The sequence below is a fragment of the Polaribacter sp. P097 genome (genome assembly GCF_036864555.1).
In the GTDB taxonomy this organism is placed as follows: domain Bacteria; phylum Bacteroidota; class Bacteroidia; order Flavobacteriales; family Flavobacteriaceae; genus Polaribacter.
On record NZ_JAZETJ010000001.1, the window covers coordinates 1213450 to 1236479 of the forward strand.

A 23030-nucleotide genomic window follows, 5' to 3' on the forward strand; every position below is an offset into this window, starting at 1 on the left:
TTAACTTCGAATTATGCCATTAGTAACATCTAAAGAAATTGCACAAGTAATTGGTTTACAGAAATTTGGTGTTTTAGGAACTTTTGTTGGATGGCTACTTATTAGAGTTTTACGAATCTCTGCAATCAATAAAATTTACAAAAAGAATAAAGATAAAACTGATTTAGCTTTTTTAAATGGTGTTTTAGATGATTGTAATATTGAATTCCAAATTCCTGAAGAAGATTTAAAAAGAATTCCCAAAGAAGGTCCGTTTATTACAGTATCTAACCATCCTTTAGGAGGTATAGATGGTGTTTTATTATTAAAATTATTAATAGAAAAAAGGGCCGATTATAAAATTATAGCAAACTTTTTATTGCATAGAATAGAGCCTTTAAAGCCCTATATAATGCCTGTGAATCCTTTTGAAACCAGAAAGGACGCTAAATCTAGTGTTGCAGGTATAAAAAGTGCATTACAGCATTTAAAAGAAGGTAAACCTTTAGGGATCTTTCCTGCTGGTGAAGTTTCTACCTATAAAGATGGTAAATTAAAGGTAGATAAGCCTTGGGAGGAAGGAGCTGTACGTTTAATTAAAAAGGCACAAGTACCTGTTATTCCTATTTATTTTCATGCAAAAAATAGTGGATTATTCTATTTTTTATCTAAAATTTCTGACACGTTAAGAACCGCAAAATTACCATCAGAAGTTATTTCGCAAGATGGGAAAGTAATAAAAGTTAGAATAGGAAAACCAATTTCTGTAGCCGATCAAAAAGAATACAAAGACATACCTTCTTTCTATGAATTTATTAGAAAGAAAACTTATATGTTGGCTAATCCTTTTGAGAAAGCAAACAAGCTAATTTCTACAGAGTCTATTAAAATTAAAAAGCCAGCTAAAAAAATTGCTGCACAAAGAAATAAAGATTCTTTTCTTAAAGAAATTAATAATTTAAGAGACAAAGACTGCCGACTTTTAGAAAGTAAGAATTATGAGGTTTTCTTTGCCAATGCAAAAGACATACCTAACGTTTTACATGAAATAGGCAGGTTAAGAGAAATTACGTTTAGAAATGTAGGTGAAGGAACTAACAAGGCTCTAGACTTAGATAAATACGATAAGTATTATTATCATCTAATTCTTTGGGATAATCAGGCTCAATGTTTAGCAGGAGCCTACAGAATGGGTCTTGGTAAAGAAATTTATAAAAGATTTGGCATTAATGGTTTTTACATTCAAACGCTGTTTAGAATTGAGCCAGAATTGCATCAAATGATGGAGAATACCATAGAAATGGGTAGGGCTTTTATTATTGATGAATATCAGCAAAAACCAATGCCTTTGTTTCTGTTATGGAAAGGTATTGTGCATGTAACTTTACGTTATCCTGAATATAAATATTTAATGGGTGGCGTTTCTATTAGCAATCAATTTTCAGATTTTTCAAAGTCGTTAATGATTGAGTTCATGAAGTCTCATTATTATGATCCTTATATTGCTCAGTACATTTATCCAAAGAAAGAATACAAGGTTAAATTAAAAGGCGATGATAAAGATTTTGTGTTTGATGCTACAAAAGCAGACATGCAAAAGTTTGATAAGATTATTGATGAAATTGAACCTGGAGCTTTAAGAATTCCTGTTCTAATTAAGAAATACGTGAAACAGAATGCAAGATTGGTTGCGTTTAATGTAGATCCTAAATTTAACAATGCTGTAGATGGTTTAATGTATATTAAGGTTGCAGATATACCAGAAAGTACAGTAAAACCGGTAATGGAAGAATTCCAAGCAGAGTTAGAAAGGAAAGCTGCAGAAATACTTAAAAAATAAAAAACCCAAGCTTAGCTTGGGTTTTTTTATAACAAGTTAAATTAGCTTATTTATTTTGCTTAGCAAGTAAATCTCTAATTTGCTCTAATAATTCTTCTTGACTTGGTCCTTTTGGAGCTTCTGGTTTTGGCTCTTCTTTTTTCTTTGTTGCATTAATACCTTTTACAATCATAAACATTACAAAAGCTACAATGATAAAGTCGATGACATTGGTTAAGAAATCTCCATATAAAACAGCAACTTGACCAACAGTTTCACCTGCATCATTTAAAGTACCTTCTTTCACTACCCATTTTAACTTTTTAAAATCGGCTTCGAAAATTAAACCAATTAAAGGTGAAACAATACCTCCTGTAAACGATGTTACTACTTGTTTAAAAGCAGCACCCATAACAAAACCTACTGCAATATCTACAAGGTTACCCTTCATTGCAAAGTCTTTAAACTCTTTTAACATTCCCATTTATTGTATAATTTTAAGTTGATGAAATGCTAAAGTAATAAAATTTTATGATTTTAACATTTTCTTAACACGTGGAGAAATCGAAGTTAAGGTTTCATAAACGATAGTTTCAGAGGCATCTGCTATATGTTTAAGCATGTCTTGACTGTTAAAGATGATAACTTCATCACCTTCATTACAATCAATTTTGGTTACATCAACCATAATCATATCCATACAAACATTACCAATAATTTTTGCTTTCTGATTGTTGATTAAAACATAACCTGCTTCATTTCCTAATTTTCGAGATAAACCATCTGCATGCCCCACAGGAATTGTGGCAGATTTACTAGGTTTTTTAGCAACAAATGCTCTATTATAACCCACAGTTTCACCTGGTTCAATAAGGTGAATTTGCGAAATTATAGATTTTAAATTGTGCGTATTTTTAAGTTGCTTGGTTTCTTCATCATCATTACCAAAACCATACAAACCAATACCAACTCTAACCATATCAAATTGCGCTTTGGCATAGTTTACAACACCAGAAGTGTTTAAAATATGCAACATAGGTTCATAGCTTAAATGTTTATAAAACTGTTGTGCTATGTATGCAAAACTATTTAGTTGATTGTTGGTGAAATCTTTTTCCTCTAAATCTTCACTAGCTGCTAAATGAGAAAAAAGTGATTGTACTTTTATGTGATTGGTTTCTTTTAATTCTGAGATAATTTTAGGAATATCTGTATGCCAAAATCCAAGCCTATTTAAGCCTGTATTGAATTTTATATGTACAGGATAATTCATTAAAGGAATTGTGTCTGCCAATTCTAAAAAGGCGTGAAATATTTTAAAATTGTATAAATTAGGTTCTAATCTGTAATCAATAATGTCTTGTAAAGTAGCTATTTGAGGATGTAAAACTAAAATTGGTGTTTTAATATTCGCTTCTCTTAGGGCAATACCTTCATGAGCGTAAGCTACCGCAAAATAATCTACTTTATCTTTTAAAAAATCAGCAACTAAAACTCCATCACTACCATAACCAAAGGCTTTAACCACTGCTAAAATCTTAGTGTTTTCGTTTAATTTATTTTTAAAATAATTTAAATTATGGACTAATGCTTTGCTATCAATCTCTAAAACGCTTACGTGATTATTCATTCTTGCGTTGAATTTAAATCAGTTTTAGAAGTATCGATATCTAAATTATTGCTAGCTTCTACAGAGGTAAGTTGTTCTTTTTCTTTAACAGCTTTGTAATAAGCAGCTCTGCTTAATGGTTCATATTCTTGGGTTTCGCCAAGCATAACCAAGTTGTCATTTTGTGCTTTTCTAAAACTATAATGAGCTAAATTACCTGTATGTGTGCATACTGCATGCACTTTAGTAACATACTCTGCAGTTGCCATTAGTGCTGGCATTGGGCCAAAAGGTTTACCTTTAAAATCCATATCTAAACCAGCAACTATTACACGAACTCCTCTATTGGCTAAATCATTACAAACAGCAACAATTTCATCATCAAAAAACTGAGCTTCATCAATACCAACAACATCTACATCATTGGCTAACAAACGAATATTTGAAGAAACTGGTACAGGCGTAGAACGAATTCTAGAATCGTTATGAGAAACCACTTCTTCCTCATCATACCTTGTATCAACAGCAGGTTTAAAAATTTCTACACGCTGTTTTGCAAATTGAGCACGTTTTAAACGCCTAATTAACTCTTCTGTTTTACCAGAAAACATAGAGCCACAAATTACCTCAATCCAACCAAATTGTTCTGTATGATTTACAGTATTTTCAAGAAACATTTTGTAATTTTAAGCGTTATAATTTTATACTTTTGTGTAATCCTCAACGTTTACAAATTTATAAATATTTAGTAGTTTAATTTAATTATAAGACACAACTTATGCACAAAAAATTAGAGAGCGAATTAATTAGTTTAGCTCATAGCATCTTAAAGATGAAGAATAAGGATGATGTGTTTGCATTAAAAGAGAAATCTAGAGAAATCTACGAAAAGTTATCTATGCTGGCTTTTGTAGATGAATATTTAGCTACAACTCCAAATACTGCTGAAAATAAAGAGGTTTTGGTTGATAAAGTTGAAAAAGCGTTTGAACAAAAAGAGGAACCAATTGTAAGTGAAGATGAAGTTAAAGAAGAAAAAGTACTTGAAGAAAAAGTAGTTTTTAATTTAATTGATGAACCAGAAGTTGAAGAACCAAAAGCAACAGAACCAAAGCCAGAAAAGAAAACAACTCAGCAAAAAATAGAACAACCTTTTGATGAATTAGAAGAGATTATGTTTTCTAAACCAAATGAGGTTGCAGAACCAGAAGCAGAAAAAGAGGTAATAAAAGTAGAAGAGCGCAAAACAATGTCTTTAGAAGAAGAATTGCACGATATTATTTCTGTAGATGTCATGGCTGATTTGTTTGAAAACGCGCAACCAAAATCGTTAAATGACAAATTAAATACGAATATTCAAATTGGTTTAAATGATAGAATTGCATTTGTAAAACATCTCTTTAATAACCAACAAGAAGATTATAACAGAGTGGTATCTCAATTAAATACTTTTAAAACTGAAAAAGATGCCAAAAACTTTATCAACACAATGGTTAAGCCAGATTATAATTGGGCAGAACAAGAAGAACTAGAAAGTAGGTTCTTAGAAATAGTGGCACGAAAGTTTGCCTAAAAAGTACATCAAAAAATAGTTTAAATTCTGAAGCCGATTTTAATTCATACGCATTTTCATAAGCGAAAAACAGGTGTTACTAGAAGTATAGAAAACGTACTTCCTTTCTTTGCTGATCAATTTGAAACTTATGTGTATGGTTCTAATATTAATGGGAATCATATCACTACCAAAAAACTTAAATCAGTATTATTTTCTAACGAAAAAGTCATTGTGCATTGTCATAGAAACAATGAAATTATGCGAATGTTATTTTATCGTTTTTTGGGCGCTAAATTTACACTTGTAGCAACTAGACATGCAGAGGCTAAACCTTCTGGATTAACCTTGTTTTTATTAAAAAAAGCAGATAAAGTAGTTACTCTTATTACTTCTATGAGTAAAAACTTAGGGATAGAAAACACGAAGATTGGTCATGGAGTTCAAGTAGATAAATTTGTACCAGAATCAACTAAGAGGTTGTTGAATATATCTCAAGAAAATATCATTTTAAATGCGGGTAGAGTTCGTAAAGAAAAAGGGCAATTGGTGTTATTAGAGGCTGTAAAAAACTTAAAAAAACACCCAACTTGGGCTTTGGTAATTGTTGGTAAAGTAGACAAACCTGAATTTCTAAACGACCTAAAATCAATTGCTAAAAAACATCAGATAGAAAGTCAAGTTTATTTTATAAATGAAACTAGAGATATTGTTTCTTATTATCAAGCCGCAAAAATTGTAGTTGCACCTAGTTTTTCTGAAGGATTTTCTTTAGTAACTGCAGAAGCTATGAGTTGTGAAAACACAGTAATAGCTACCCAAAATGTAGGTGTACATTCTGAGTTAATAAACCATGGTAAAAATGGATACTTATTTGAAGCAGGCAATGAAAATCAACTAAAAGATATTTTATTTAAATTAATAGAGCAAAAAATTCCTTATTTAGGTAAAGAAGCTAGAAAAGAAATTATTAATAATTGGAGTGCCAAAAAAGAGGCCAAAAGTTTAACTGAATTCTATTTAAAAAATTAATCAAATGAAAAAAATCTTAGCAATCTTATATTTAACAGTATTGTCATCATCTATGTTAAATGCTCAAAAAATTGAAATGGAAAAAGTTTTTGGAGGTTACCAATTTAAACAAGAAGGAAAAACTTTGCTTTTAAAAGATATGCAAGTAATCATGAAGGAGAACAAAGAAGCATTTGAGTTGGTTCAATCTGCTAAGTCCAATCAAACTTGGGCATTGATCTTAGGAACTGCAGGTGGTGCTTTAGTTGGTTTCCCTATTGGAACTGCCATTGGTGGTGGAGATCCAGAATGGGCTTTAGCAGGTGCAGGTGCTGCTTTAATTGTGGCTACTATTCCTATTGTAAAAGGTTTTAATAGAAAAACCAAAAAAGCAGTAGAGTTATATAATGATGGTATTTCGTCTACCAGTTATCAATTTCAACCCAGCTTTAATTTAAAAATTAATGGTGCAAACGTTGGCATCTCAATGAACTTCTAATGAAAAAGATACTTACCCTTCTTGCATTTTTTATGGTGTTTACAGCTTGTAAATCCACAAAAAATGTTGCAAATTATATAGAAACCGATACTAGTACATCACCTAATTATAATTTAGAAAAAAATTGGGCAGTGTTACCCAACAAATACACCAAAGACTTTGCTGAGTTTGCATCTAAAGCACAAGATACTTTACAAGCAGATGTATTTTATGTATACCCAACTCTAAATTCAGAAAAAGATGATTTAAGATGGAATGTACCTTTAGATGATGAAAAACAACAAAATAAAGTCTTAAATAGAGCTGTGCTTTTTCAGGCATCTGCCTTTGCAACTGCAGGTAAGGTATATGTTCCATTTTACAGACAAGCGCATTTACGTTCGTATTCTAATTTAGAAAATGGAGGAGAAAAAGCATTATTATTGGCGTATTCAGATGTAAAAAAAGCTTTTAAATTGTATTTAAAAAAATACAATAATGGCAGACCAATTATCATAGCAAGTCATAGTCAAGGTTCTACACATACCAAGCTTTTGTTAAAAGATTTTTTCGATGAAAAACCTTTACAAAAAAAGTTAATTGCGGCTTATGTTATTGGTACTATCGTAAAACCAAATCAGTTTAAATCAATTAAAGTGATGACAAAACCGAATGAAACTGGTGGTTTTGTAGGTTGGAATACTTTTAAAAAAGGCTATTATTCCAAAAAGGGAAAAGATTATTTTAGAGGTAGTGTAACTTCAAATCCTATAACTTGGAATTTAGATAAAACCACAACTTTAGAGCAGCACAAAGGTTTTTTTTATTCTAACAAAAAATTATACGAGAATGCTTTAGAAATTGAAATAACAGATGGTTTAGTTTGGACAACCACACCCAAATTTCCTGGTAGGCTTTTTATGTCTTTTATGAAAAATTATCATGTAGGAGATATCAATCTTTTTTGGAAAGACATTCAGCAAAATGCGGTTTTAAGAACAAATGCATATTTAAAAAATAATACCAAAATGTAACAAAATTTTTACTTGATCGTCTGAAAGGAAAACCAAGTAACATGAAAAAATTAATCACATTCGTATTTGCACTTTTTGTTTTAACTGCATCAGCACAAACATCAACCTTTAAAAAGTTTTATAAAAATCATAAAGAATATTCTCAATTTTCATTAAATGTATCTGCATCTATGGTAGGTTCTTTTTTTAATGATGAAGATTCAGAAGAGGTTACAGATTTACTTAAAAAATCGGGTAATTTTAAATTAATGGTTTTTGATAACGAAAACCAAGAAGTATCTAAAGACTTTAAAAAGTACATTAGAAGAAATAATTTAAAGACAATGGTTCGTGTAAAAGGCGATGATAGTAGAGCTGAATTTTACACGTTAGAAAAAAACAACTTAATAAAAGAAATAATTTTTAAAGCAAATAGTGACGATGATAGTTTAGTGCTTTTAGGTTTAAAAACCAGCATGACAAAAGAAGAACTAGCAAAATTGCTATCTAACTCAGATAAAATTTAAAACAAAAAAGAGAAAGTGTTAATTCACTTTCTCTTTTACTTTTTCTACTTCTTTCTTACTATTTCCAATAAAAATTTCATCATCAATAATAAAAACAGGTCGTTTTAAAAAAGTATATTCTTCTAAAAGATATTTTTTATAATCGGTTTCAGATAAAGACTTATCTTTTAAACCTAAAGACTTGTATAACCTTGCACGTTTGTTAAACAGAGCTTCATAACTATTAGAAAGTGCATACATTTCTTGTAGCTGAGTTTCATTAACTGGATTGGCTTTTATTTCTTGATGTTCAAATCCATCTAAATTCACCTCTTTTAAGATACGTTTACAAGTATCACAAGTTTTCAAAAAATAAACTTTCTTCATTTTATATCAATTATATTTACAGTATCAAAATTAAGTATAAAAATGAAAATTCAATTTGATATTTTACGAAAATCTAGAGATTTAATTTTAAAAGAAATAGATGGTTTATCTTTAGAAGAACTGCATAAAATTCCAGAAGGTTTTAAAAACAATATTGCTTGGAATGTAGCACATGTAGTAGTGACTCAACAATTATTACACTATGGTTTATCAGGCTTAAATTTATTATGTCCAGACGATTTGGTAGAAGCACACAGAAAAGGTACAGTGCCTACAAAAACTTTTACAGAAGAAGAATTTAATGAAGTAAAAGAACTACTTATGGGTTTGCCAGATACTTTAGAGGAAGATTTTGAAGCTGGTATTTTCGAAAATTACAAAGAATACCCAACCAGTACAGGTTTTGTACTTTCTTCTATAGAAAACGCAATTCCGTTTAACAATTTTCACGAAGGTATTCATTATGGTATCATTAGATCTATAAAAAAGTTTTTATAGCTTTAGAAGCTATTTCCAGCTTTCACTACTCGCTTTTTTAAGTTGCTGATTTTTATCAGCAACTTAAAAAGAGCTCAAACAAAACGTTCAATCTGGGCTAAGCGTTTCTATTAATTTCTAGCTTTCAATAATTTTAAGTCTATTCAAAACATGAAATTCAATACCAAAACAATTCACGGAGGTCAAATGCATGAAGAAACAACAGGTTCAGTAATGCCACCTGTTTTTTTAACATCTACCTTTGCACAATCTAGCCCTGGTGAACATAAAGGTTATGCCTATGCAAGAGGAACAAACCCAACCAGAACCGCTTTAGAAGCTAGTTTTGCAGCTCTAGAAAATGGTACACATGCCTTTGCATTTGCGTCTGGAATGGCTGCTATAGATGCAGTTTTACGCTTATTAAAACCTGGTGATGAGGTTATTGCAGGAGATGATTTATATGGTGGTACGTATAGAATGTTTACCCAACTTTTTCAGAAATATGGGTTGGAGTTTACTTATGTAGATATGAACTCTATTGAGAATGTTACCAATGCAATTACTGCTAATACAAAGTTGATTTGGATAGAAACACCAACAAACCCTTTAATGAAAATTGCAGATATAGAAGCAATATCAGCAAAAATAAAAGATGAAAATTCAGAAATTTTAGTAGCTGTAGACAACACCTTTGCTACACCTTATTTGCAAAAACCTTTAGATTTAGGTGCAGATATTGTAATGCATTCTGCTACAAAATATTTAGGTGGCCATTCAGATTTGGTAATGGGCGCTTTAATGGTTAACAACGAAAAACTGGCTAAAGATATTCATTTTATTCAATTTGCAGCAGGTGCAATTGCTGGGCCAATGGACTCTTTTTTAGCGTTAAGAGGCGTAAAAACATTGCATGTAAGAATGCAAAGACATTGTGAAAATGGGTTGAAGGTGGCTAAATTTTTAGATGCACATTCAAAAGTAGACAAGGTCTATTATCCAGGTTTAGAAACCCATGAAAGTTATGCAATTGCTAAGAAGCAAATGAACGATTTTGGAGGAATGGTTTCTTTTAAGTTAAAAGATGAATCTAAAAAAGAGACGTTTGCATTTTTAGAAAGCACCAAGTTATTTACGTTGGCAGAATCTTTAGGAGGTGTAGAAAGTTTGGTAAATCATCCTGTAACCATGTCTCATGGTTCTATACCAGAGAAAGAACGTTTAAAAATAGGTATTACAGATTCCTTAATTCGCTTAAGTGTTGGTATAGAAGATATTGAAGATTTGCTTAATGATTTAGAGCAGGCATTAAATGCTTAATTTCTGTAAAGTTTAAGATGTTGTATTAAAATTTGGTTTAAAACTTTTTTTCTCTTTTGAGATAAAGCTTTTTTTTATCTGAAAATAGATGATTGAACCTAAAATAGGTGCAACTAGAATGAAAAAGAAAAATAGCATTTTATTTTTCTGATTTTTAAAGTTGCATCTGCTCACATCGAAAATTGCCCAAAACCATAATACTACTGCCAATAGCACTAAAATTAGTAAAGGTAAAGACCAAGTTAACATAATTCTTTTTTAGTTTATTATAAATATTTCTTCTACAAAGTAATTGGCTCTAAGCGTATAATTATTTATTGCTTCGTTGTAAATAATTTTTTCAGGAAGCTGTTTCTTTAAATAATTACCTGTATCCCATTTATTATTACCATTTTCGTCTATAATAGCTCTTACAGTGTATCTAATAGGTTCTAATAAATCAAAAACTAATTTAGAAGACGAGTTAATGAAGCGTCTTTCTATAATTTTATCTTGATCTTTACCAGCCAGTAATTCAATAATTAAGTTTTTAGAATTTATATTATTTACGTTTAAAGTAATTCTACCATAATCTTCTAATTCATTGGTGTTAAAATAATAGGTTAAACTATCATTAGAAACCTCATAAATATCTGTAAATGCTTTTGGTAGCACTTTAAATTTGTATTTATCTTCTGGTTTTTTATCAAAAATAAAAGCAATTTTATTTTCTTTTTGGGATGAAATTATATCATATTTAACAGCCAATGTATCTTTATCAAATAAGTTGATTTTAGTGCTATCTATATTTATAATAGGTGTATTACTACTTATGAAAAAAGTATCTCTTAAATTTAAAATATTTCTTGTAGAGGCTTCAAGTACTAAAGAATCTATATTCTTTTTACGCAATCTTACTGTAATTGTATCTAAAATATTTTTGTTAGCTACAACAAAATTTAATGAATCTGCCTCAATAGGTGTAAACCAATAATTTAAAGTATCTTTTTGTGTATCAAATTTGGCAATACTTTTAAAATCTTCAGGAACATTAGAAAGCAAATTTATTTTCATGTCTTTAGCATTGCCTGAAAAGCCAAATTCAATTTTACCTTTTGTAGTTTCTTTACCTCTTGCAAATTCGTAAGGTTGTTCTTCGTTAAATAATACAATAGAATTCGGAATAATACTATCTCTTGGCAATTGAATGGTATCTTTATAAAAACCAATTTTATCTGTTTTAGGATTAAAAACATAATCGTTTAATGGCTCTTTTAAAGCCAATAGTAAATAGTTGCCTTTTCTTAAATTAGTAAAAGTATAGTTGGTAGTATCTAAAGTACTAGTTACGTAATCTGGCTTTCTTTTATAAATGATTGAATCGTTAAAAGTACTATCAATTCTATACATTAACACGTTTACACTTCTTGGTGTTTCAAGTAATTCAGCATCTTTAATAGTACCAAAAGTGGTTAAAGAATCTATATAAGTGCCTGTAGAAAAAACATATTTAAAGTTTTCTAGTTTATTCCCCTCATTATTATCTTGTACAGCATTTCCAAAATTAAAAATATAGGTGGTGTTTGCTTTTAGTGTATCTATTATTTCAATTTTAATAAATTCACTTGGAGTACCTTGAGGTGTAATTAAAGGCGGATTTTTCATTGGAGGAGAAACTACCAACTGTTTATTTAAATCCTTTAAAGTAACATACTCATCAAAATTTATTTTAATCTCCTTTTCGTCAAAATTAATACTTTCATAAGGAGGATTTGCAGTAACAAACAAAGGTGCTTCTTCATCTTTAGGACCTCCATCTGGTCTTCCAGTTCTTGCACAATTGGTAATCAAAAATAGAAATGATACTAAAAAAAGTAGCTTGTAACCTGTTTTCACAAAAATAAATTTAAGACAAAATAACGATTAATTTTTGAATAAAAAATCATAAAATTTATTCAGTAAATGCCATTGTTAAAATACTGATAGTTGCATTTTCAGCATTTTGAAATTCATTTGCACAAGCTTCTAGAGTTGCGCCTGTGGTAATTACATCATCAATAAGTAAAATATGTTTATTGTTAAAAAAAGAAGAATCCTCCAATTGAAACTTAGTGTCATTATTATTAAAGCGTTCAAAACGTGCTTTTAAAGTTTGCGTTTTTGTGGCAGAAATTCGTTTTAATTTGCCTTCAATTAAAGGTTTATTTAAATGATGACTTAATTGTTCTCCAAATTTGGTAACCTGATTGTAACCTCTTTCTTTAAATTTCTTAGGATGTAAAGGTACAGGTACAATGTAATCTACAGATTCAAACTCTTTATTTTCGCTGAGTAATTCACCTAACCAATTGCCAAAGAATACCCCAATTTCTTCATTGTTTCTATACTTTAATTCTTGTATTAACCTTCTTGTACTGCCTTTTTTCCTGTAGAAAAGTAGGGCATAACCTTTATGTATTAAAGTGCGTCCGTAAAAAGTTTTAGTAACCTTGTTTTCTCTAAAATTGGTAAAGTTAGTCAATGGTAAATCATGTCTGCAAAGTGTGCAAATTGTAGTTTCATTATCAACTAGTTTCAATTCACAAACTGCGCATAACTTTGGGTAAAGGAGATACAATAGATCTTTTAATATTTTCATAGCATAAAAGAAATCTACCTAAAGATACATAAAATGATTTTTACCACTTTTTAAATCACAGTTTTATTGATAAATTTCAGTAAACGTTTATCTTTGCGCTCATTATGGCAAAACAAGAAGATCAGTTTAAAAAAGTTTTATCGCACGCAAAAGAGTATGGTTATGTATTTCAGTCTTCTGAAATTTATGATGGTTTAAGTGCGGTTTACGATTATGCTCAAAATGGAGTTGAGCTAAAGAAAAATATTAGAGATTATTGGTGGAAAGCAATGGTGCAAATGCACGAAAACATTGTAGGTATAGATGCAGCAATTTTAATGCACCCAACTACTTGGAAAGCTTCTGGCCATGTAGACGCTTTTAATGATCCTTTAATTGATAATAAAGATTCAAAAAAACGTTACAGAGCTGATGTTTTGGTAGAAGATTTTAGAGAAAAAATAAATCAGAAAATAGAAAAAGACATTGCTAAAGCAAAAAAACGTTTTGGTGATGCTTTTAATGAAGAAGAGTTTAGAGCTACTAATCAAAATGTAATTCGAAGACAAAAACAAATCGATGAAATTTCTGCTGAATTAACTAGGGTTCAAGAAGAAAGTGATTTGGTTGGTTTTAAACAGCTAATTGTAGATTTAGGTATAGGTTGCCCAGCTTCTGGTTCTAAAAATTGGACAGAAGTAAAGCAGTTTAACTTAATGTTTGGTACACAAATAGGTGCATCAGCAGAAAATTCTACTCAAGTTTATTTAAGACCAGAAACTGCCCAAGGTATTTTTGTAAACTTTTTAAACGTTCAGAAAACAGGACGTATGAAAATCCCTTTTGGTATTGCACAAACAGGTAAAGCTTTTAGAAATGAAATTGTAGCAAGACAATTCATTTTTAGAATGCGTGAGTTTGAACAAATGGAAATGCAATTCTTTGTAAAACCAGGTACCCAAAAAGAATGGTATAATTCGTGGAAAGAAACACGTTTAAAATGGCATTTAAGTTTAGGAATGGGAGAAGAGAACTATCGTTTTCATGACCATGACAAATTAGCGCATTATGCAGATGCTGCAGCAGATATTGAGTTTAATTTTCCTTTCGGATTTAAAGAATTAGAAGGAATACACTCAAGAACTGATTTTGATTTAAAAGCACACGAAGAATTTTCTGGTAAAAAATTACAGTATTTTGATCATGAAGAAAATAAAAGTTATGTGCCTTATGTAGTAGAAACATCTATTGGTTTAGATAGAATGTTTTTAGCTGTTTTTTCTAAATCGTTACAAGAAGAAGAATTAGAAAATGGTACAACAAGAACCGTTTTAAAATTACCTGCAGTTTTAGCACCATTTAAAGCAGCAGTTTTTCCATTAGTTAAAAAAGATGGTTTACCAGAAGTCGCCAAGCAAATTGTAGAAGATTTAAAATGGGATTTTAATGTATTTTACGATGAAAAAGATGCAGTTGGTAAACGTTATAGAAGGCAAGATGCAGCAGGTACTCCATTTTGTATTACAGTAGATCATGATTCTTTAGAAGATGATTCAGTAACTATTAGACACAGAGATTCTATGGATCAGAAGCGTGTTAAAATTTCTGATTTAAGAGCCATTATTAAAGCTGAAGTTGATGTAAAAACTTGGCTTAAGAAAATGGAAGCTTAAGAATTACTTAGCATAAAAAAATCCTCATCAAGTTATTTCATGAGGATTTTTTTTGTTTAAAAATATCATTTTTTAGAATCTGTAACCTAAAGATATTCCAATTCTTGGAAATCCTTCATAACTAGAATCTTTTATCAGATTTCTACCAACACCTAAAAGCAATTCCGTAGAAAAACCTTTTTTAGAAACAAATTTACCTCCAACAGAAACGCCTAAAGCAAAACCTGTTTCGAAATCTTCATTGTTACCAAATATGTAACGATCTGTAGCAGAGAAAAGAGCACCAAAACCTTCTACAAAAAAACCTCTAGCATATTTACCCGAAAAATAACGTCTATAATATGGAGTAATCGCGTATTTTAAACTGCTTTCATCAGTATCTGTATTTAAGGTAGCTGCTAATCCATAAGAAGATTCTTCATCAATTAAACCTTCATAAGAAACATCTATCCATTTACCTGCAATTAGTGTTAATGCATTGATTTTAAGTTCATGTTTTTTGCCCACATCTTGTGGATAAACTTTCTCTTTTTCTTGTGCCAAAGAAATAAACGACACACCTAAAAATACTAATAGTATTACTTTTTTCATAGATAATTAATTTGATTTTAAGTCTAGCTAATGTATTAAAATTTAAATGTAAAAAAGTTAAAAAATAGCCCTTAACTGAACACTTCCTGTATGTATGGCTCTAGAGTTTTCACTTTTTCTTCCAAAGTAACTCAAATTAAGGTTTAAAAAGCTGTTCAGCTTTCTATTGAATAGCAAATTCCATGTGTAGTTTTTACCAGCTTGTAAACCTTCTAACATTTGATAAGCAACAGGTGAATTTGTATTGCCTGTAAAATCGTTTAAGAACACATTTAAGTTTGCAGAGATTTGATTCTGTTTTTTATCAATTAAAAAATATTCGACACCGAATTTTTGCTGAGCTAAGGTTTCAAAATTTTCAATTTGGTTTTCCTTATTCTTAAAATGATAGAAGGCCGAAAATCTATGATTGCTATTGTATAGAAAACTTATTTTCGGAGAAATTTCAAAAGCATCAATACTATAGTTTCTGTCTGTAAAATTCTCAGTATCCAAATAGTTTTTACTTAGCTTGTTTAGCATTTCTATCAACCAAAATTTAGAGAATTTATGAGCATAATCTAATTGATGAATTCTAATTTTATTTTCTTGACTACCAATAAAGAATTGTTGTTTTAACTTAGAGCTACCATAAGTAAAGGTAAAACTGTGTTGTTGCAAGTCTTTATTAAAATACAAACTGTTTCTAAAATTTAAATTCAGACCAACTAAAGAATTTTCATCAAAATCAAAAGGATTAAGCTGAAAGCTATTTCCCATACGTTCCTGTTCGTTCTCTATTGTTAAAAAACTTTGATTATAAAACTTAGAAAGTATTTTTTTAAACCCTGTTTTTGAGCTCCAATTTCTTAAATTAATGGTTAAATTCTGTTTCCATTGTGCACGTTGAGTAGCAATAAAACTTAGATTGGGTTTAGGTAAACGTAAATAATTTGCTTGATCTTGAAATTGAGCCACTTCAAATTCGTTAAAATCTTTAATACCATCATTGTTATAATCAATCCAGGTATAGAAACCTAAACCAGGTTCTGTTTGTACATAAATATAATCTTGCCTTGCAACGTTTCCAGAAGAGGTTTCGTAAATGGTGCTAATATTCAAAAAATTATTAAACAGTTTTTGATTAAAAACGATTCTTGAATTTAGTGTTTTTTCATTTTCTGTAAAAGCGTTTTCAGTAAGTCTGTAATTGGCATAAATTGCCAAATTGGTGTTTTTGTTTTTAATAAGTTTACTATTAACGTAAAATGTTTTTCGGTTATTAATTTCTGTAAATGAGTTGGATTTTATACTATCGTTATTTCTGTAATTTACTCCAATTTTAGCAAAAACTTTAGTAGAATCTCCTATTCCATAGTATGCTTCATATTCTTTAAATCTATGACTTGTGTTTATAAATTGATTTGTATTTGCCTCTTTTCTAGAATTTGTTTCTATGTTGATAAAAGAACCTAGCCATGATTTTTGTAAAGAATATTCTGCTTTTGCTCTTGCTCTTAAAAAGAAATTATCTTCAATAGTTGAAGAGTTAGATAAATAGCTAGCATCAGCAAAAAAAGTAGTTTTGTTAGATTTTATTTTTGATTTTAACCTGTGTTTAGCACCTCTAAAACCATTGTCATAAGTTAAGTTGTTAAAACGATAAGTAATAAAATCGTCCTTTGCATTGCTAAGATTTAATTCTGATTGAAAGTAATTTTTTGTAGCATTGTTTGTAAGTATATTCCAATCTCTATTGAACTCTACAGGTTCATATCTTTGCACTGTTCTAAAGTTTTGTTGTGCATATTCATGACTGATTTTACTAACCAATTTCCACTCTTTATCTATTAAAACCTGTTGCCAATTTACTTTAGCAGCCAAGCCAATATTTTCATCATCACCTATGTTTGAAAATAGATTTTGATCATTATTACTTAATGCAATTTCTGCATCTAAAGTTATTTTTTTTGTAGCATTCAAAGAAGATTTTACAACAAACATTTGCGATTTTGAAGGCGCAATTAATCGAACAACAGGATTGTAATCTCCTTGATTTGCGCCAACATAAACATAAATATTTCCAATAGCAATGGTTCTGTCTAAAACGTAATCGCCATTATTACTGCCAACATTAGTAAAAGTTACAGAAAATAATTCATCATTTTCATTTGTGGAATATTCAAAAAAAGTTTCGTTGGTATTCGTTACTCTTTTGTAGAGAATCTTATTTTCATCAAAAGTATCTAAGAATGCACTTTCTGCAAACATTGCATTGATATCATTACCAGCATTGGCTAATATTTCTTTTTGGTCGTTGGTTAAACTTTGTTGTAAAGGTTGGTTTTTTGCATCATTTTCTGAATAAAAGTAACCAGCTAAACTAAATTTTTCTCCTTTATATTCCGCTTTTTCATAAGTAATAAATCGTGTATAATTTCTTTCTGAATATTGAAAATCTATCCAAATTCGCATGTCATTAGTAATAGGAAAAGTAGTGGTGAACGTAATTTCCCCTAAATTATAATTAATGTTATAATCTTCATTTTCCCCTCGTTTTAAAAGGGTGCCATTAACGTAAACCTTTTCACTTCCTTCAATAATTAAAATAGCAGCTTCATTGTTGGCGCCTAAAATTTTGTACGGACCTTGGTTGCCCTCAATTCCTGTAAATGTAAACGTATTAAAAGTACCTCTAACAACTGCGCCAGAAGCAGCTACTAGTAAATCATCTGTAACTTTTGCTTCTACCTCTAAACCAGCAACTTGTTTTACAAAAGGAAAAAAAAATGTTTCTGAATTTTTTAGAGATAAATCACCAGCTTTAACACGCCAATTTTTGGCATACATTTCTATAAAAACTCGATCAAAATCTGTTAAATTTTGAGAGTATCCATTTTCTTGAATGGGAATATTCGTGTCAAAAATATTGGCTCTTAATGATACATTTTTAGATAATTTACCAGAAATTTCTAGGTCTAAAGCAGAGTTGGTTACAGCATTTTGATTGTTACCCGAAGTTAATCCTCTAGTAATAAAACCTCGTGTTTCTAAACCTTCGAACAAATTAATTTCTGAAGGTTTTTTATTTGTAGTTAAGCTATATAGTTTTCCCTGATTGGTATTTTGTTTGATAATTAATTTTTTATCAAAAGGAGTGTAAACTTTTGTTAGAAAATTGGGTAATCGATAATATTCTACATAAAGGATTTGGTATTTTTTTGCATCAACAATTAATATTGCCTTGTTAAAGTCGATGCTATAATCGGTTTTTGACAATCGTTTTTTGGTGGCGTCAAAAATCTTGAATTCTAAAGGATTTAGAGGAACAGAATCAAGCTGAATAGTATCTTGTTTTACTTCTAAAACTTTTTTTCTATAATCTGTATTTGTTGTTTGAGCCTGAATACAGAACCCAATAAATAAGAAAAAAAGAAAAAGTATTTTTTTAAACATATTAACAATATGTACGTAACGTAAAAATATGTTTTTTATGTTTTACGATGCCTTTTTTTAAAAAAGAGATTGTTGTTTATTGGGGCTTTCATGATTTAACAACCACTTTTTACGCCAAAGACCACCTGCATATCCTGTTAGAGATCCATCAGAACCTATAATTCTGTGACAAGGAATTATAATCCATAAAGGGTTTTTCCCATTTGCAGCAGCAACTGCTCTAATGGCTTTAGCATCGCCCAAAGTTTTACTTTGTTCTAAATAACTTCTAGTTTTACCATAAGGAATGTTTAGTAATGATTTCCAAACTTTAATCTGAAAATGTGTTCCTTCAGGATTTACAGTTAAATCAAAACTTGCTCTTTCTCCATTAAAATACTCCTCTAATTGAGTAACACAATTTTGCAATAGCTCAGGTGTTTTTTTAGCTAAGTCTTCTTTAAGCACTTCTTTTTCATCTAGTACACAAACAGATTGAATACCATTTTCATTGCCTGTAATTTTTGCAATGCCTATTGGTGTTTTGTGGTATGTGATTTCTGATTCCATAACTTAGACTCCAAAAACGTCTTTAGAATTTTGAGTGGTAATCTGTGCAATTTCTTGATACGATACTTGGTAAATGTCTACTAACTTATCAACTACATTGGTTATGTATGCGCTTTCATTTCTTTTACCTCTAAAAGGTTTAGGTGCTAAATAAGGTGCATCTGTTTCTAAAACAATATGCTTTAAATCTATTTCGTTTAAGAATTTATCAATTTTGCCATTTTTAAAAGTGGCAACTCCGCCAATACCTAATTTCATATTGTAAGAAATAGCTTGCTTGGCTTGTTCTAGGTTACCTGTAAAGCAGTGAAAAATACCTCTTAAATCATCTCCTTTTTCAGATTCTAAGACCTCAAAAATTTCGTCAAAAGCATCTCTGCAATGAATTACAATGGGTAGTTTTTGAGATTTTGCCCATTTAATTTGAGTTCGAAACGCCTCTTGTTGTTGTTTTAAAAAAGTTGTATCCCAATACAAATCAATACCAATTTCACCAATAGCATAAAAGCTTTTTTTATCAATCCACTCTTTTACGTGATGCAATTCTTCAAGATAATTTTCCCTAACAGAAGTTGGGTGAAGCCCCATCATTAAAAATACATCTTCAGGATTTTCTTCCTCTAAAGTTAACATTCTGTCTGTATAACTAGAATCTATAGCAGGAATAAAAAATCGAGAAACGCCTGCATCTTTAGCACGTTGAATCATTGCTTTTCTATCCTCATCAAATTGTTCTGAGTATAAATGCGTATGTGTATCTGTAATCATGAAATGTGAATAATTTTCATGAACAAAATTAAGAATATTCATGCGTATAAAATCAAAAGAATTGCTATTTATAAACTGTATCTTTGCACAAATTTCATAATATGACTTTTAAAGAATTAGACTTATCTAATCAGCTACAATATGCTATTGAAGATTTAGGTTTCGAAAACCCAACTCCTATTCAAGAGCAAGCATTCTCTGTAGTGAGATCTGGAAAAGATGTAGTAGGAATTGCACAAACAGGTACAGGTAAAACCTTTGCTTATATGATGCCAATTTTGCGCGATTTAAAATTCTCTAAGCAGAAACATCCAAGAGTTTTGGTTTTGGTGCCAACTCGTGAATTGGTAGTGCAAGTTGTAGATGAAATAGAAAAGTTATCTAAATACATTAATACTCGTGTTTTAGGGGTTTATGGTGGTACAAACATCAATACACAAAAACAGGCCATTTTGCAGGGCCAAGATATTATTGTGGCAACTCCTGGACGTTTATATGACCTGGGGTTAAGCAATGCCTTAAAGCTAAAATCAATTCAAAAATTGGTGATAGATGAGGTTGATGTAATGCTAGATTTGGGATTCCGTTTTCAACTAATGAACATTTTTGATATTCTACCTGAAAGAAGACAAAATGTATTATTTTCTGCAACCATGACAGAAGATGTGGATGAATTAATTTACGATTTCTTTAAAAATCCTGAAAAAATATCAATTGCAGTAAGTGGTACACCTTTAGATAATATTGAACAAATCTCTTATAATGTACCTAACTTTTTTACCAAAGTTAATTTGCTAAATCATCTTTTAGGTGATAAAGAAACTTATAATAAAGTGTTGATTTTTGTGGGTTTTAAAAGAACTGCGGATTATTTGTTTAAGCATTTAGAAGAAGTTTTTGGTAGTGAAACTTGTGTAATACATTCCAATAAAACTCAGAATTATAGAATACGTTCAATTCGTCAGTTTGATGAAGGTAATAACAGAATTTTGGTGGCTACAGATGTTATGGCTCGTGGTTTAGATTTTGATAATGTAAGTCATGTTATTAATTTTGATACTCCAGATTTCCCTGAAAACTACATGCATAGAATTGGTAGAACAGGTAGGGCTGAAAAAGCGGGTAAAACTATTTTATTATCTACTGCAAAAGAGCAAGAAGCAAAAGAGGAAATAGAAGCTTTGATGGATTATAAAATTCCTCTTTTAGAATTACCAGAAGAAATAGAAATCTCTACGCAGTTAACAGAAGATGAACGCCCAAAAGAAGATAGAGAACAATCTAAAAACAGAACAGGTCTAGAGTATGTGCCTGGCCCAGCTTTTCATGAAAAAAGTGAAAAGAACAGCAAAGTAAATTTAGGTGGTTCTTACAGAAGAGAAATTGCCAAAAAATATAAAAAGCCTAAAACAAGAGGTGATAAAAATTACAACAGACGAAATAAAAAGAAGTAATGCAGATTTTAACCGCTCAAGAATTGCATAATTTAGCCATGAATATTGTGGGTGAGAAGCTTACAAAAATGGGCTATGAATTTCAAGCTATAAACAGTCAGTTAAAAAGACATCCACAATTTGTACTTTTTAAAAAAGGAGAACCTACTATTTTTGTTTTGGTAAAAGCAACTAATAATTTGCAGAACCCTAATGAATATGATACAATCTGGATGGAAACATTTTTAAACCACGCAAAAAAGCAAAATGCAAAGGTGTGGTATGCAGGTGTAGGTATTGCAAATGCAGAAAGTGTAGAAAATCCGGTGTTTAAAGATCAGCCTTATTATGTGGCTTTTGATGATTTTTTAAAGTTGTTGTAAGTATAAATTTACATTTTAATTAGTAATGGTTATTCCATTTACCATTTCTTCTTGATTCGGTTTTTCAAACCAAGCCTCCATAAAATCAAAATTTTCTTGAGTTACTTCAAATTGATAAGTAACACCTTTAGTTTTATTTCTATGTAAAACTCTCTCAAGTCTTTTTTCTTTTGAAATGTCTAAAAAATGAATTTTAAGATCGTAACCATTTTGGGCTGCAAACTTTCTAAATTTTTCTCGATGTTCTACTTTTGATAAGCCCAAATCTAAAATAGAATCTGTTTTAGTATTTTCTAATTGATGCACTAAATTTAAGATTACATCTTCAGCTCTATCAATTCTTTCAAGAAACCATTCTAAACCATCCTCTATCTTTTTATCTTTTAAAAATAAGGTTTTGTTCCAATAATCTATAGAAAAAACAATGCCATTTATTTTTTGTTTTAATGCATTTGAATAGGTTGTTTTGCCTGAACCTGTATTTCCTACAATTAAATGTATCATTGAAATCGTATTAAGTTTGTTGTTTGATTAAAAATAAAAAACCAACTCATTAGAGTTGGTTTTTTATAAAATTTAAACTGAAGAATTATTCAGAATCTTGCTCTAATAAATCAAAGAATTGATTTAATTTAGGCATAATAATAATTTTTGTTCTTCTGTTTTTTGCTTTGTTTTCTGCAGTATCATTAGGTGCTAAAGGAATGTACTGACTTCTACCAGCTGCAATTAAACGTTCTGGTTTAACACCAAATTTGTACTGTAAAATTCTTGTAATCGAAGTTGCTCTTAAAGCAGATAAATCCCAGTTATCTTGAATTAAATCTCTCTTAATAGGTGTAGTATCTGTATGACCTTCAATCATAACTTCCATTTTAGGTTGATCTTTAATAACCTTCGCAATTTTATCTAAAACTGTGTAAGCATTTTCAGTTACATTATAGCTTCCGCTTTTAAACAATAACTTGTCTGATATAGAAATGAAAACAACTGTTTTCTCTACATTCACTTCAATATCTTTATCTTGTATACCATCAGCTAAATTTCTAGTTAAGTGGTATTTAATTGCAAGATTTAAAGAATCTTTTTGAGTCATTGCTTTTCTAACTCCATTGATGTATTTGTCTTTTTCACTCAATTGTGAAATTACATTTTTAATGTTATCAGATGAAGATTGAGTTAAAACTGTTAAGTTTTCTACTTGTTTTAAAGCTGTCTTTTTATCTTCTTGCAAATATTTTACCTGCTCAGATAATGCAAAAACTTTAGTGTCTTGTTTTTCTTTCTCAATTAAACATTTTTGTAAACTAGTTTCTACTTTTAATAATTCGTCTTTAGCCTGTGCATGCTCTTCTTGTAAGGCTACAAACTCTTTTTTTGAAACACAAGAAGTCATAAAAAAAGTAAATAAAACTACTACCGCTGTTAATTTTTTCATCATTTATAAATTA

At 30.0% G+C, this 23030-nt stretch carries 23 protein-coding genes and 1 pseudogene; 11 read left to right on the plus strand and 13 right to left on the minus strand.

The genetic code is table 11. The features are described from left to right. Positions 1-13 precede the first annotated feature (13 nt). Positions 14-1819, plus strand: coding sequence for a lysophospholipid acyltransferase family protein (locus V7R38_RS05590; protein ID WP_334056524.1), 1806 nt, complete (start codon positions 14-16; stop codon positions 1817-1819). 46 nt (positions 1820-1865) lie between these two features. Here V7R38_RS05590 and mscL read toward each other — a convergent pair whose 3' ends face one another. The 3 genes from mscL to V7R38_RS05605 are packed head-to-tail and all read right to left on the minus strand — an operon-like array spanning position 1866 to position 4084. Continuing rightward, complete coding sequence (mscL, locus tag V7R38_RS05595) at positions 1866-2276, minus strand: large-conductance mechanosensitive channel protein MscL (RefSeq protein ID WP_334057121.1); 411 nt, start codon at positions 2274-2276, stop codon at positions 1866-1868. A 51-nt stretch (positions 2277-2327) separates the two neighbouring features. Continuing rightward, the gene (gene alr / locus V7R38_RS05600) at positions 2328-3428 is read right to left on the minus strand and encodes an alanine racemase (RefSeq protein WP_334056526.1); all 1101 of its coding nucleotides are present in this window, start codon (positions 3426-3428) and stop codon (positions 2328-2330) included. After that, positions 3425-4084 carry a thymidine kinase gene (locus V7R38_RS05605; protein ID WP_334056528.1) on the minus strand — a complete coding sequence of 220 codons (660 nt, stop codon included), beginning with the start codon at positions 4082-4084 and terminating at the stop codon, positions 3425-3427. The genes alr and V7R38_RS05605 overlap by 4 nt, the downstream gene beginning before the upstream one ends. 101 nt (positions 4085-4185) lie before the next feature. Between V7R38_RS05605 and V7R38_RS05610 the strand changes: the two genes are divergently transcribed. The 5 genes and pseudogenes from V7R38_RS05610 to V7R38_RS05630 all read left to right on the plus strand — a co-directional run. Then, positions 4186-4980, plus strand: coding sequence for a hypothetical protein (locus tag V7R38_RS05610; protein WP_334056530.1), 795 nt, complete (start codon positions 4186-4188; stop codon positions 4978-4980). A 240-nt stretch (positions 4981-5220) separates the two neighbouring features. Continuing rightward, on the plus strand, positions 5221-5991 hold the full coding sequence (locus tag V7R38_RS05615; protein ID WP_334056532.1) for a glycosyltransferase family 4 protein: 771 nt from the start codon (positions 5221-5223) through the stop codon (positions 5989-5991). Positions 5992-5995: 4 nt separating this feature from the next. After that, positions 5996-6469: a hypothetical protein gene (locus V7R38_RS05620; protein ID WP_334056534.1), complete on the plus strand. Its 474-nt coding sequence runs from the start codon at positions 5996-5998 to the stop codon at positions 6467-6469. Then, positions 6469-7482 carry a DUF3089 domain-containing protein gene (locus tag V7R38_RS05625; protein ID WP_334056537.1) on the plus strand — a complete coding sequence of 338 codons (1014 nt, stop codon included), beginning with the start codon at positions 6469-6471 and terminating at the stop codon, positions 7480-7482. Before V7R38_RS05620 ends, V7R38_RS05625 begins: the two co-directional genes overlap by 1 nt. Before the next feature lie 17 nt (positions 7483-7499). Beyond that, positions 7500-7988: pseudogene (locus V7R38_RS05630) on the plus strand (DUF4252 domain-containing protein); the annotation flags it as partial. An 18-nt stretch (positions 7989-8006) separates the two neighbouring features. Here V7R38_RS05630 and V7R38_RS05635 read toward each other — a convergent pair. Beyond that, entirely contained in the window at positions 8007-8354 is a 348-nt protein-coding gene (locus V7R38_RS05635) for an arsenate reductase family protein (protein ID WP_334056540.1), read from the minus strand. Between the two features lie 42 nt (positions 8355-8396). On the opposite strand from V7R38_RS05635, the gene V7R38_RS05640 reads away from it, so the two are divergent. Both V7R38_RS05640 and V7R38_RS05645 read left to right on the plus strand, forming a co-directional pair. After that, positions 8397-8852, plus strand: coding sequence for a DinB family protein (locus V7R38_RS05640; RefSeq protein ID WP_015481294.1), 456 nt, complete (start codon positions 8397-8399; stop codon positions 8850-8852). Between the two features lie 141 nt (positions 8853-8993). Then, entirely contained in the window at positions 8994-10151 is a 1158-nt protein-coding gene (locus V7R38_RS05645; protein ID WP_334057123.1) for a cystathionine gamma-synthase, read from the plus strand. 12 nt (positions 10152-10163) lie between these two features. Here the strand turns inward: V7R38_RS05645 and V7R38_RS05650 are convergent, their stop codons facing one another. From V7R38_RS05650 to V7R38_RS05660, 3 genes are read right to left on the minus strand one after another with little or no spacing between them, the layout of a single operon-like run. Then, positions 10164-10400, minus strand: a complete 237-nt coding sequence (locus V7R38_RS05650; protein WP_334056542.1) for a PLDc N-terminal domain-containing protein — start codon at positions 10398-10400, stop codon at positions 10164-10166. Between the two features lie 9 nt (positions 10401-10409). Further along, positions 10410-12026: an Ig-like domain-containing protein gene (locus V7R38_RS05655; protein WP_334056545.1), complete on the minus strand. Its 1617-nt coding sequence runs from the start codon at positions 12024-12026 to the stop codon at positions 10410-10412. A 55-nt stretch (positions 12027-12081) separates the two neighbouring features. Next, complete coding sequence (locus V7R38_RS05660) at positions 12082-12768, minus strand: ComF family protein (RefSeq protein WP_334056547.1); 687 nt, start codon at positions 12766-12768, stop codon at positions 12082-12084. A gap of 104 nt (positions 12769-12872) precedes the next feature. On the opposite strand from V7R38_RS05660, the gene V7R38_RS05665 reads away from it, so the two are divergent. Next, positions 12873-14420: a glycine--tRNA ligase gene (locus tag V7R38_RS05665; RefSeq protein WP_015481289.1), complete on the plus strand. Its 1548-nt coding sequence runs from the start codon at positions 12873-12875 to the stop codon at positions 14418-14420. Between the two features lie 72 nt (positions 14421-14492). Here V7R38_RS05665 and V7R38_RS05670 read toward each other — a convergent pair whose 3' ends face one another. The 4 genes from V7R38_RS05670 to V7R38_RS05685 are packed head-to-tail and all read right to left on the minus strand — an operon-like array spanning position 14493 to position 19763. Next, positions 14493-15011 (minus strand): DUF3575 domain-containing protein, encoded by a 519-nt coding sequence (locus tag V7R38_RS05670; protein ID WP_334056550.1) that lies wholly within the window; start codon positions 15009-15011, stop codon positions 14493-14495. A gap of 57 nt (positions 15012-15068) precedes the next feature. Beyond that, on the minus strand, positions 15069-18446 hold the full coding sequence (locus tag V7R38_RS05675; RefSeq protein ID WP_334056552.1) for a hypothetical protein: 3378 nt from the start codon (positions 18444-18446) through the stop codon (positions 15069-15071). A gap of 57 nt (positions 18447-18503) precedes the next feature. Then, positions 18504-18995 carry a methylated-DNA--[protein]-cysteine S-methyltransferase gene (locus V7R38_RS05680; protein ID WP_334056554.1) on the minus strand — a complete coding sequence of 164 codons (492 nt, stop codon included), beginning with the start codon at positions 18993-18995 and terminating at the stop codon, positions 18504-18506. Positions 18996-18998: 3 nt separating this feature from the next. Beyond that, the gene (locus V7R38_RS05685; RefSeq protein ID WP_334056556.1) at positions 18999-19763 is read right to left on the minus strand and encodes a TatD family hydrolase; all 765 of its coding nucleotides are present in this window, start codon (positions 19761-19763) and stop codon (positions 18999-19001) included. A gap of 101 nt (positions 19764-19864) precedes the next feature. Between V7R38_RS05685 and V7R38_RS05690 the strand changes: the two genes are divergently transcribed. Together V7R38_RS05690 and V7R38_RS05695 are read left to right on the plus strand one after the other, a co-directional pair. Next, positions 19865-21217: a DEAD/DEAH box helicase gene (locus V7R38_RS05690; protein ID WP_334056558.1), complete on the plus strand. Its 1353-nt coding sequence runs from the start codon at positions 19865-19867 to the stop codon at positions 21215-21217. Further along, positions 21217-21579, plus strand: a complete 363-nt coding sequence (locus V7R38_RS05695; RefSeq protein WP_015481283.1) for a hypothetical protein — start codon at positions 21217-21219, stop codon at positions 21577-21579. The genes V7R38_RS05690 and V7R38_RS05695 overlap by 1 nt, the downstream gene beginning before the upstream one ends. Before the next feature lie 15 nt (positions 21580-21594). Here V7R38_RS05695 and V7R38_RS05700 read toward each other — a convergent pair whose 3' ends face one another. Then, positions 21595-22083 (minus strand): AAA family ATPase, encoded by a 489-nt coding sequence (locus V7R38_RS05700; protein ID WP_334056562.1) that lies wholly within the window; start codon positions 22081-22083, stop codon positions 21595-21597. Between the two features lie 85 nt (positions 22084-22168). After that, positions 22169-23017 (minus strand): OmpA/MotB family protein, encoded by an 849-nt coding sequence (locus V7R38_RS05705; RefSeq protein ID WP_041383475.1) that lies wholly within the window; start codon positions 23015-23017, stop codon positions 22169-22171. Between the last annotated feature and the right edge of the window lie 13 nt (positions 23018-23030).

Excerpts from the sequence above, each read along its gene's own strand:
- V7R38_RS05590 (WP_334056524.1), top strand. The coding sequence starts at position 14 with ATGCCATTAGTAACATCTAAAGAAATTGCACAAGTAATTGGTTTACAG.
- mscL (WP_334057121.1), bottom strand. The coding sequence starts at position 2,276 with ATGTTAAAAGAGTTTAAAGACTTTGCAATGAAGGGTAACCTTGTAGAT.
- alr (WP_334056526.1), bottom strand. The coding sequence starts at position 3,428 with ATGAATAATCACGTAAGCGTTTTAGAGATTGATAGCAAAGCATTAGTC.
- V7R38_RS05605 (WP_334056528.1), bottom strand. The coding sequence starts at position 4,084 with ATGTTTCTTGAAAATACTGTAAATCATACAGAACAATTTGGTTGGATT.
- V7R38_RS05610 (WP_334056530.1), top strand. The coding sequence starts at position 4,186 with ATGCACAAAAAATTAGAGAGCGAATTAATTAGTTTAGCTCATAGCATC.
- V7R38_RS05615 (WP_334056532.1), top strand. The coding sequence starts at position 5,221 with ATGCGAATGTTATTTTATCGTTTTTTGGGCGCTAAATTTACACTTGTA.
- V7R38_RS05620 (WP_334056534.1), top strand. The coding sequence starts at position 5,996 with ATGAAAAAAATCTTAGCAATCTTATATTTAACAGTATTGTCATCATCT.
- V7R38_RS05625 (WP_334056537.1), top strand. The coding sequence starts at position 6,469 with ATGAAAAAGATACTTACCCTTCTTGCATTTTTTATGGTGTTTACAGCT.
- V7R38_RS05635 (WP_334056540.1), bottom strand. The coding sequence starts at position 8,354 with ATGAAGAAAGTTTATTTTTTGAAAACTTGTGATACTTGTAAACGTATC.
- V7R38_RS05640 (WP_015481294.1), top strand. The coding sequence starts at position 8,397 with ATGAAAATTCAATTTGATATTTTACGAAAATCTAGAGATTTAATTTTA.
- V7R38_RS05650 (WP_334056542.1), bottom strand. The coding sequence starts at position 10,400 with ATGTTAACTTGGTCTTTACCTTTACTAATTTTAGTGCTATTGGCAGTA.
- V7R38_RS05660 (WP_334056547.1), bottom strand. The coding sequence starts at position 12,768 with ATGAAAATATTAAAAGATCTATTGTATCTCCTTTACCCAAAGTTATGC.
- V7R38_RS05665 (WP_015481289.1), top strand. The coding sequence starts at position 12,873 with ATGGCAAAACAAGAAGATCAGTTTAAAAAAGTTTTATCGCACGCAAAA.
- V7R38_RS05670 (WP_334056550.1), bottom strand. The coding sequence starts at position 15,011 with ATGAAAAAAGTAATACTATTAGTATTTTTAGGTGTGTCGTTTATTTCT.
- V7R38_RS05675 (WP_334056552.1), bottom strand. The coding sequence starts at position 18,446 with ATGTTTAAAAAAATACTTTTTCTTTTTTTCTTATTTATTGGGTTCTGT.
- V7R38_RS05680 (WP_334056554.1), bottom strand. The coding sequence starts at position 18,995 with ATGGAATCAGAAATCACATACCACAAAACACCAATAGGCATTGCAAAA.
- V7R38_RS05685 (WP_334056556.1), bottom strand. The coding sequence starts at position 19,763 with ATGATTACAGATACACATACGCATTTATACTCAGAACAATTTGATGAG.
- V7R38_RS05690 (WP_334056558.1), top strand. The coding sequence starts at position 19,865 with ATGACTTTTAAAGAATTAGACTTATCTAATCAGCTACAATATGCTATT.
- V7R38_RS05695 (WP_015481283.1), top strand. The coding sequence starts at position 21,217 with ATGCAGATTTTAACCGCTCAAGAATTGCATAATTTAGCCATGAATATT.
- V7R38_RS05700 (WP_334056562.1), bottom strand. The coding sequence starts at position 22,083 with ATGATACATTTAATTGTAGGAAATACAGGTTCAGGCAAAACAACCTAT.
- V7R38_RS05705 (WP_041383475.1), bottom strand. The coding sequence starts at position 23,017 with ATGAAAAAATTAACAGCGGTAGTAGTTTTATTTACTTTTTTTATGACT.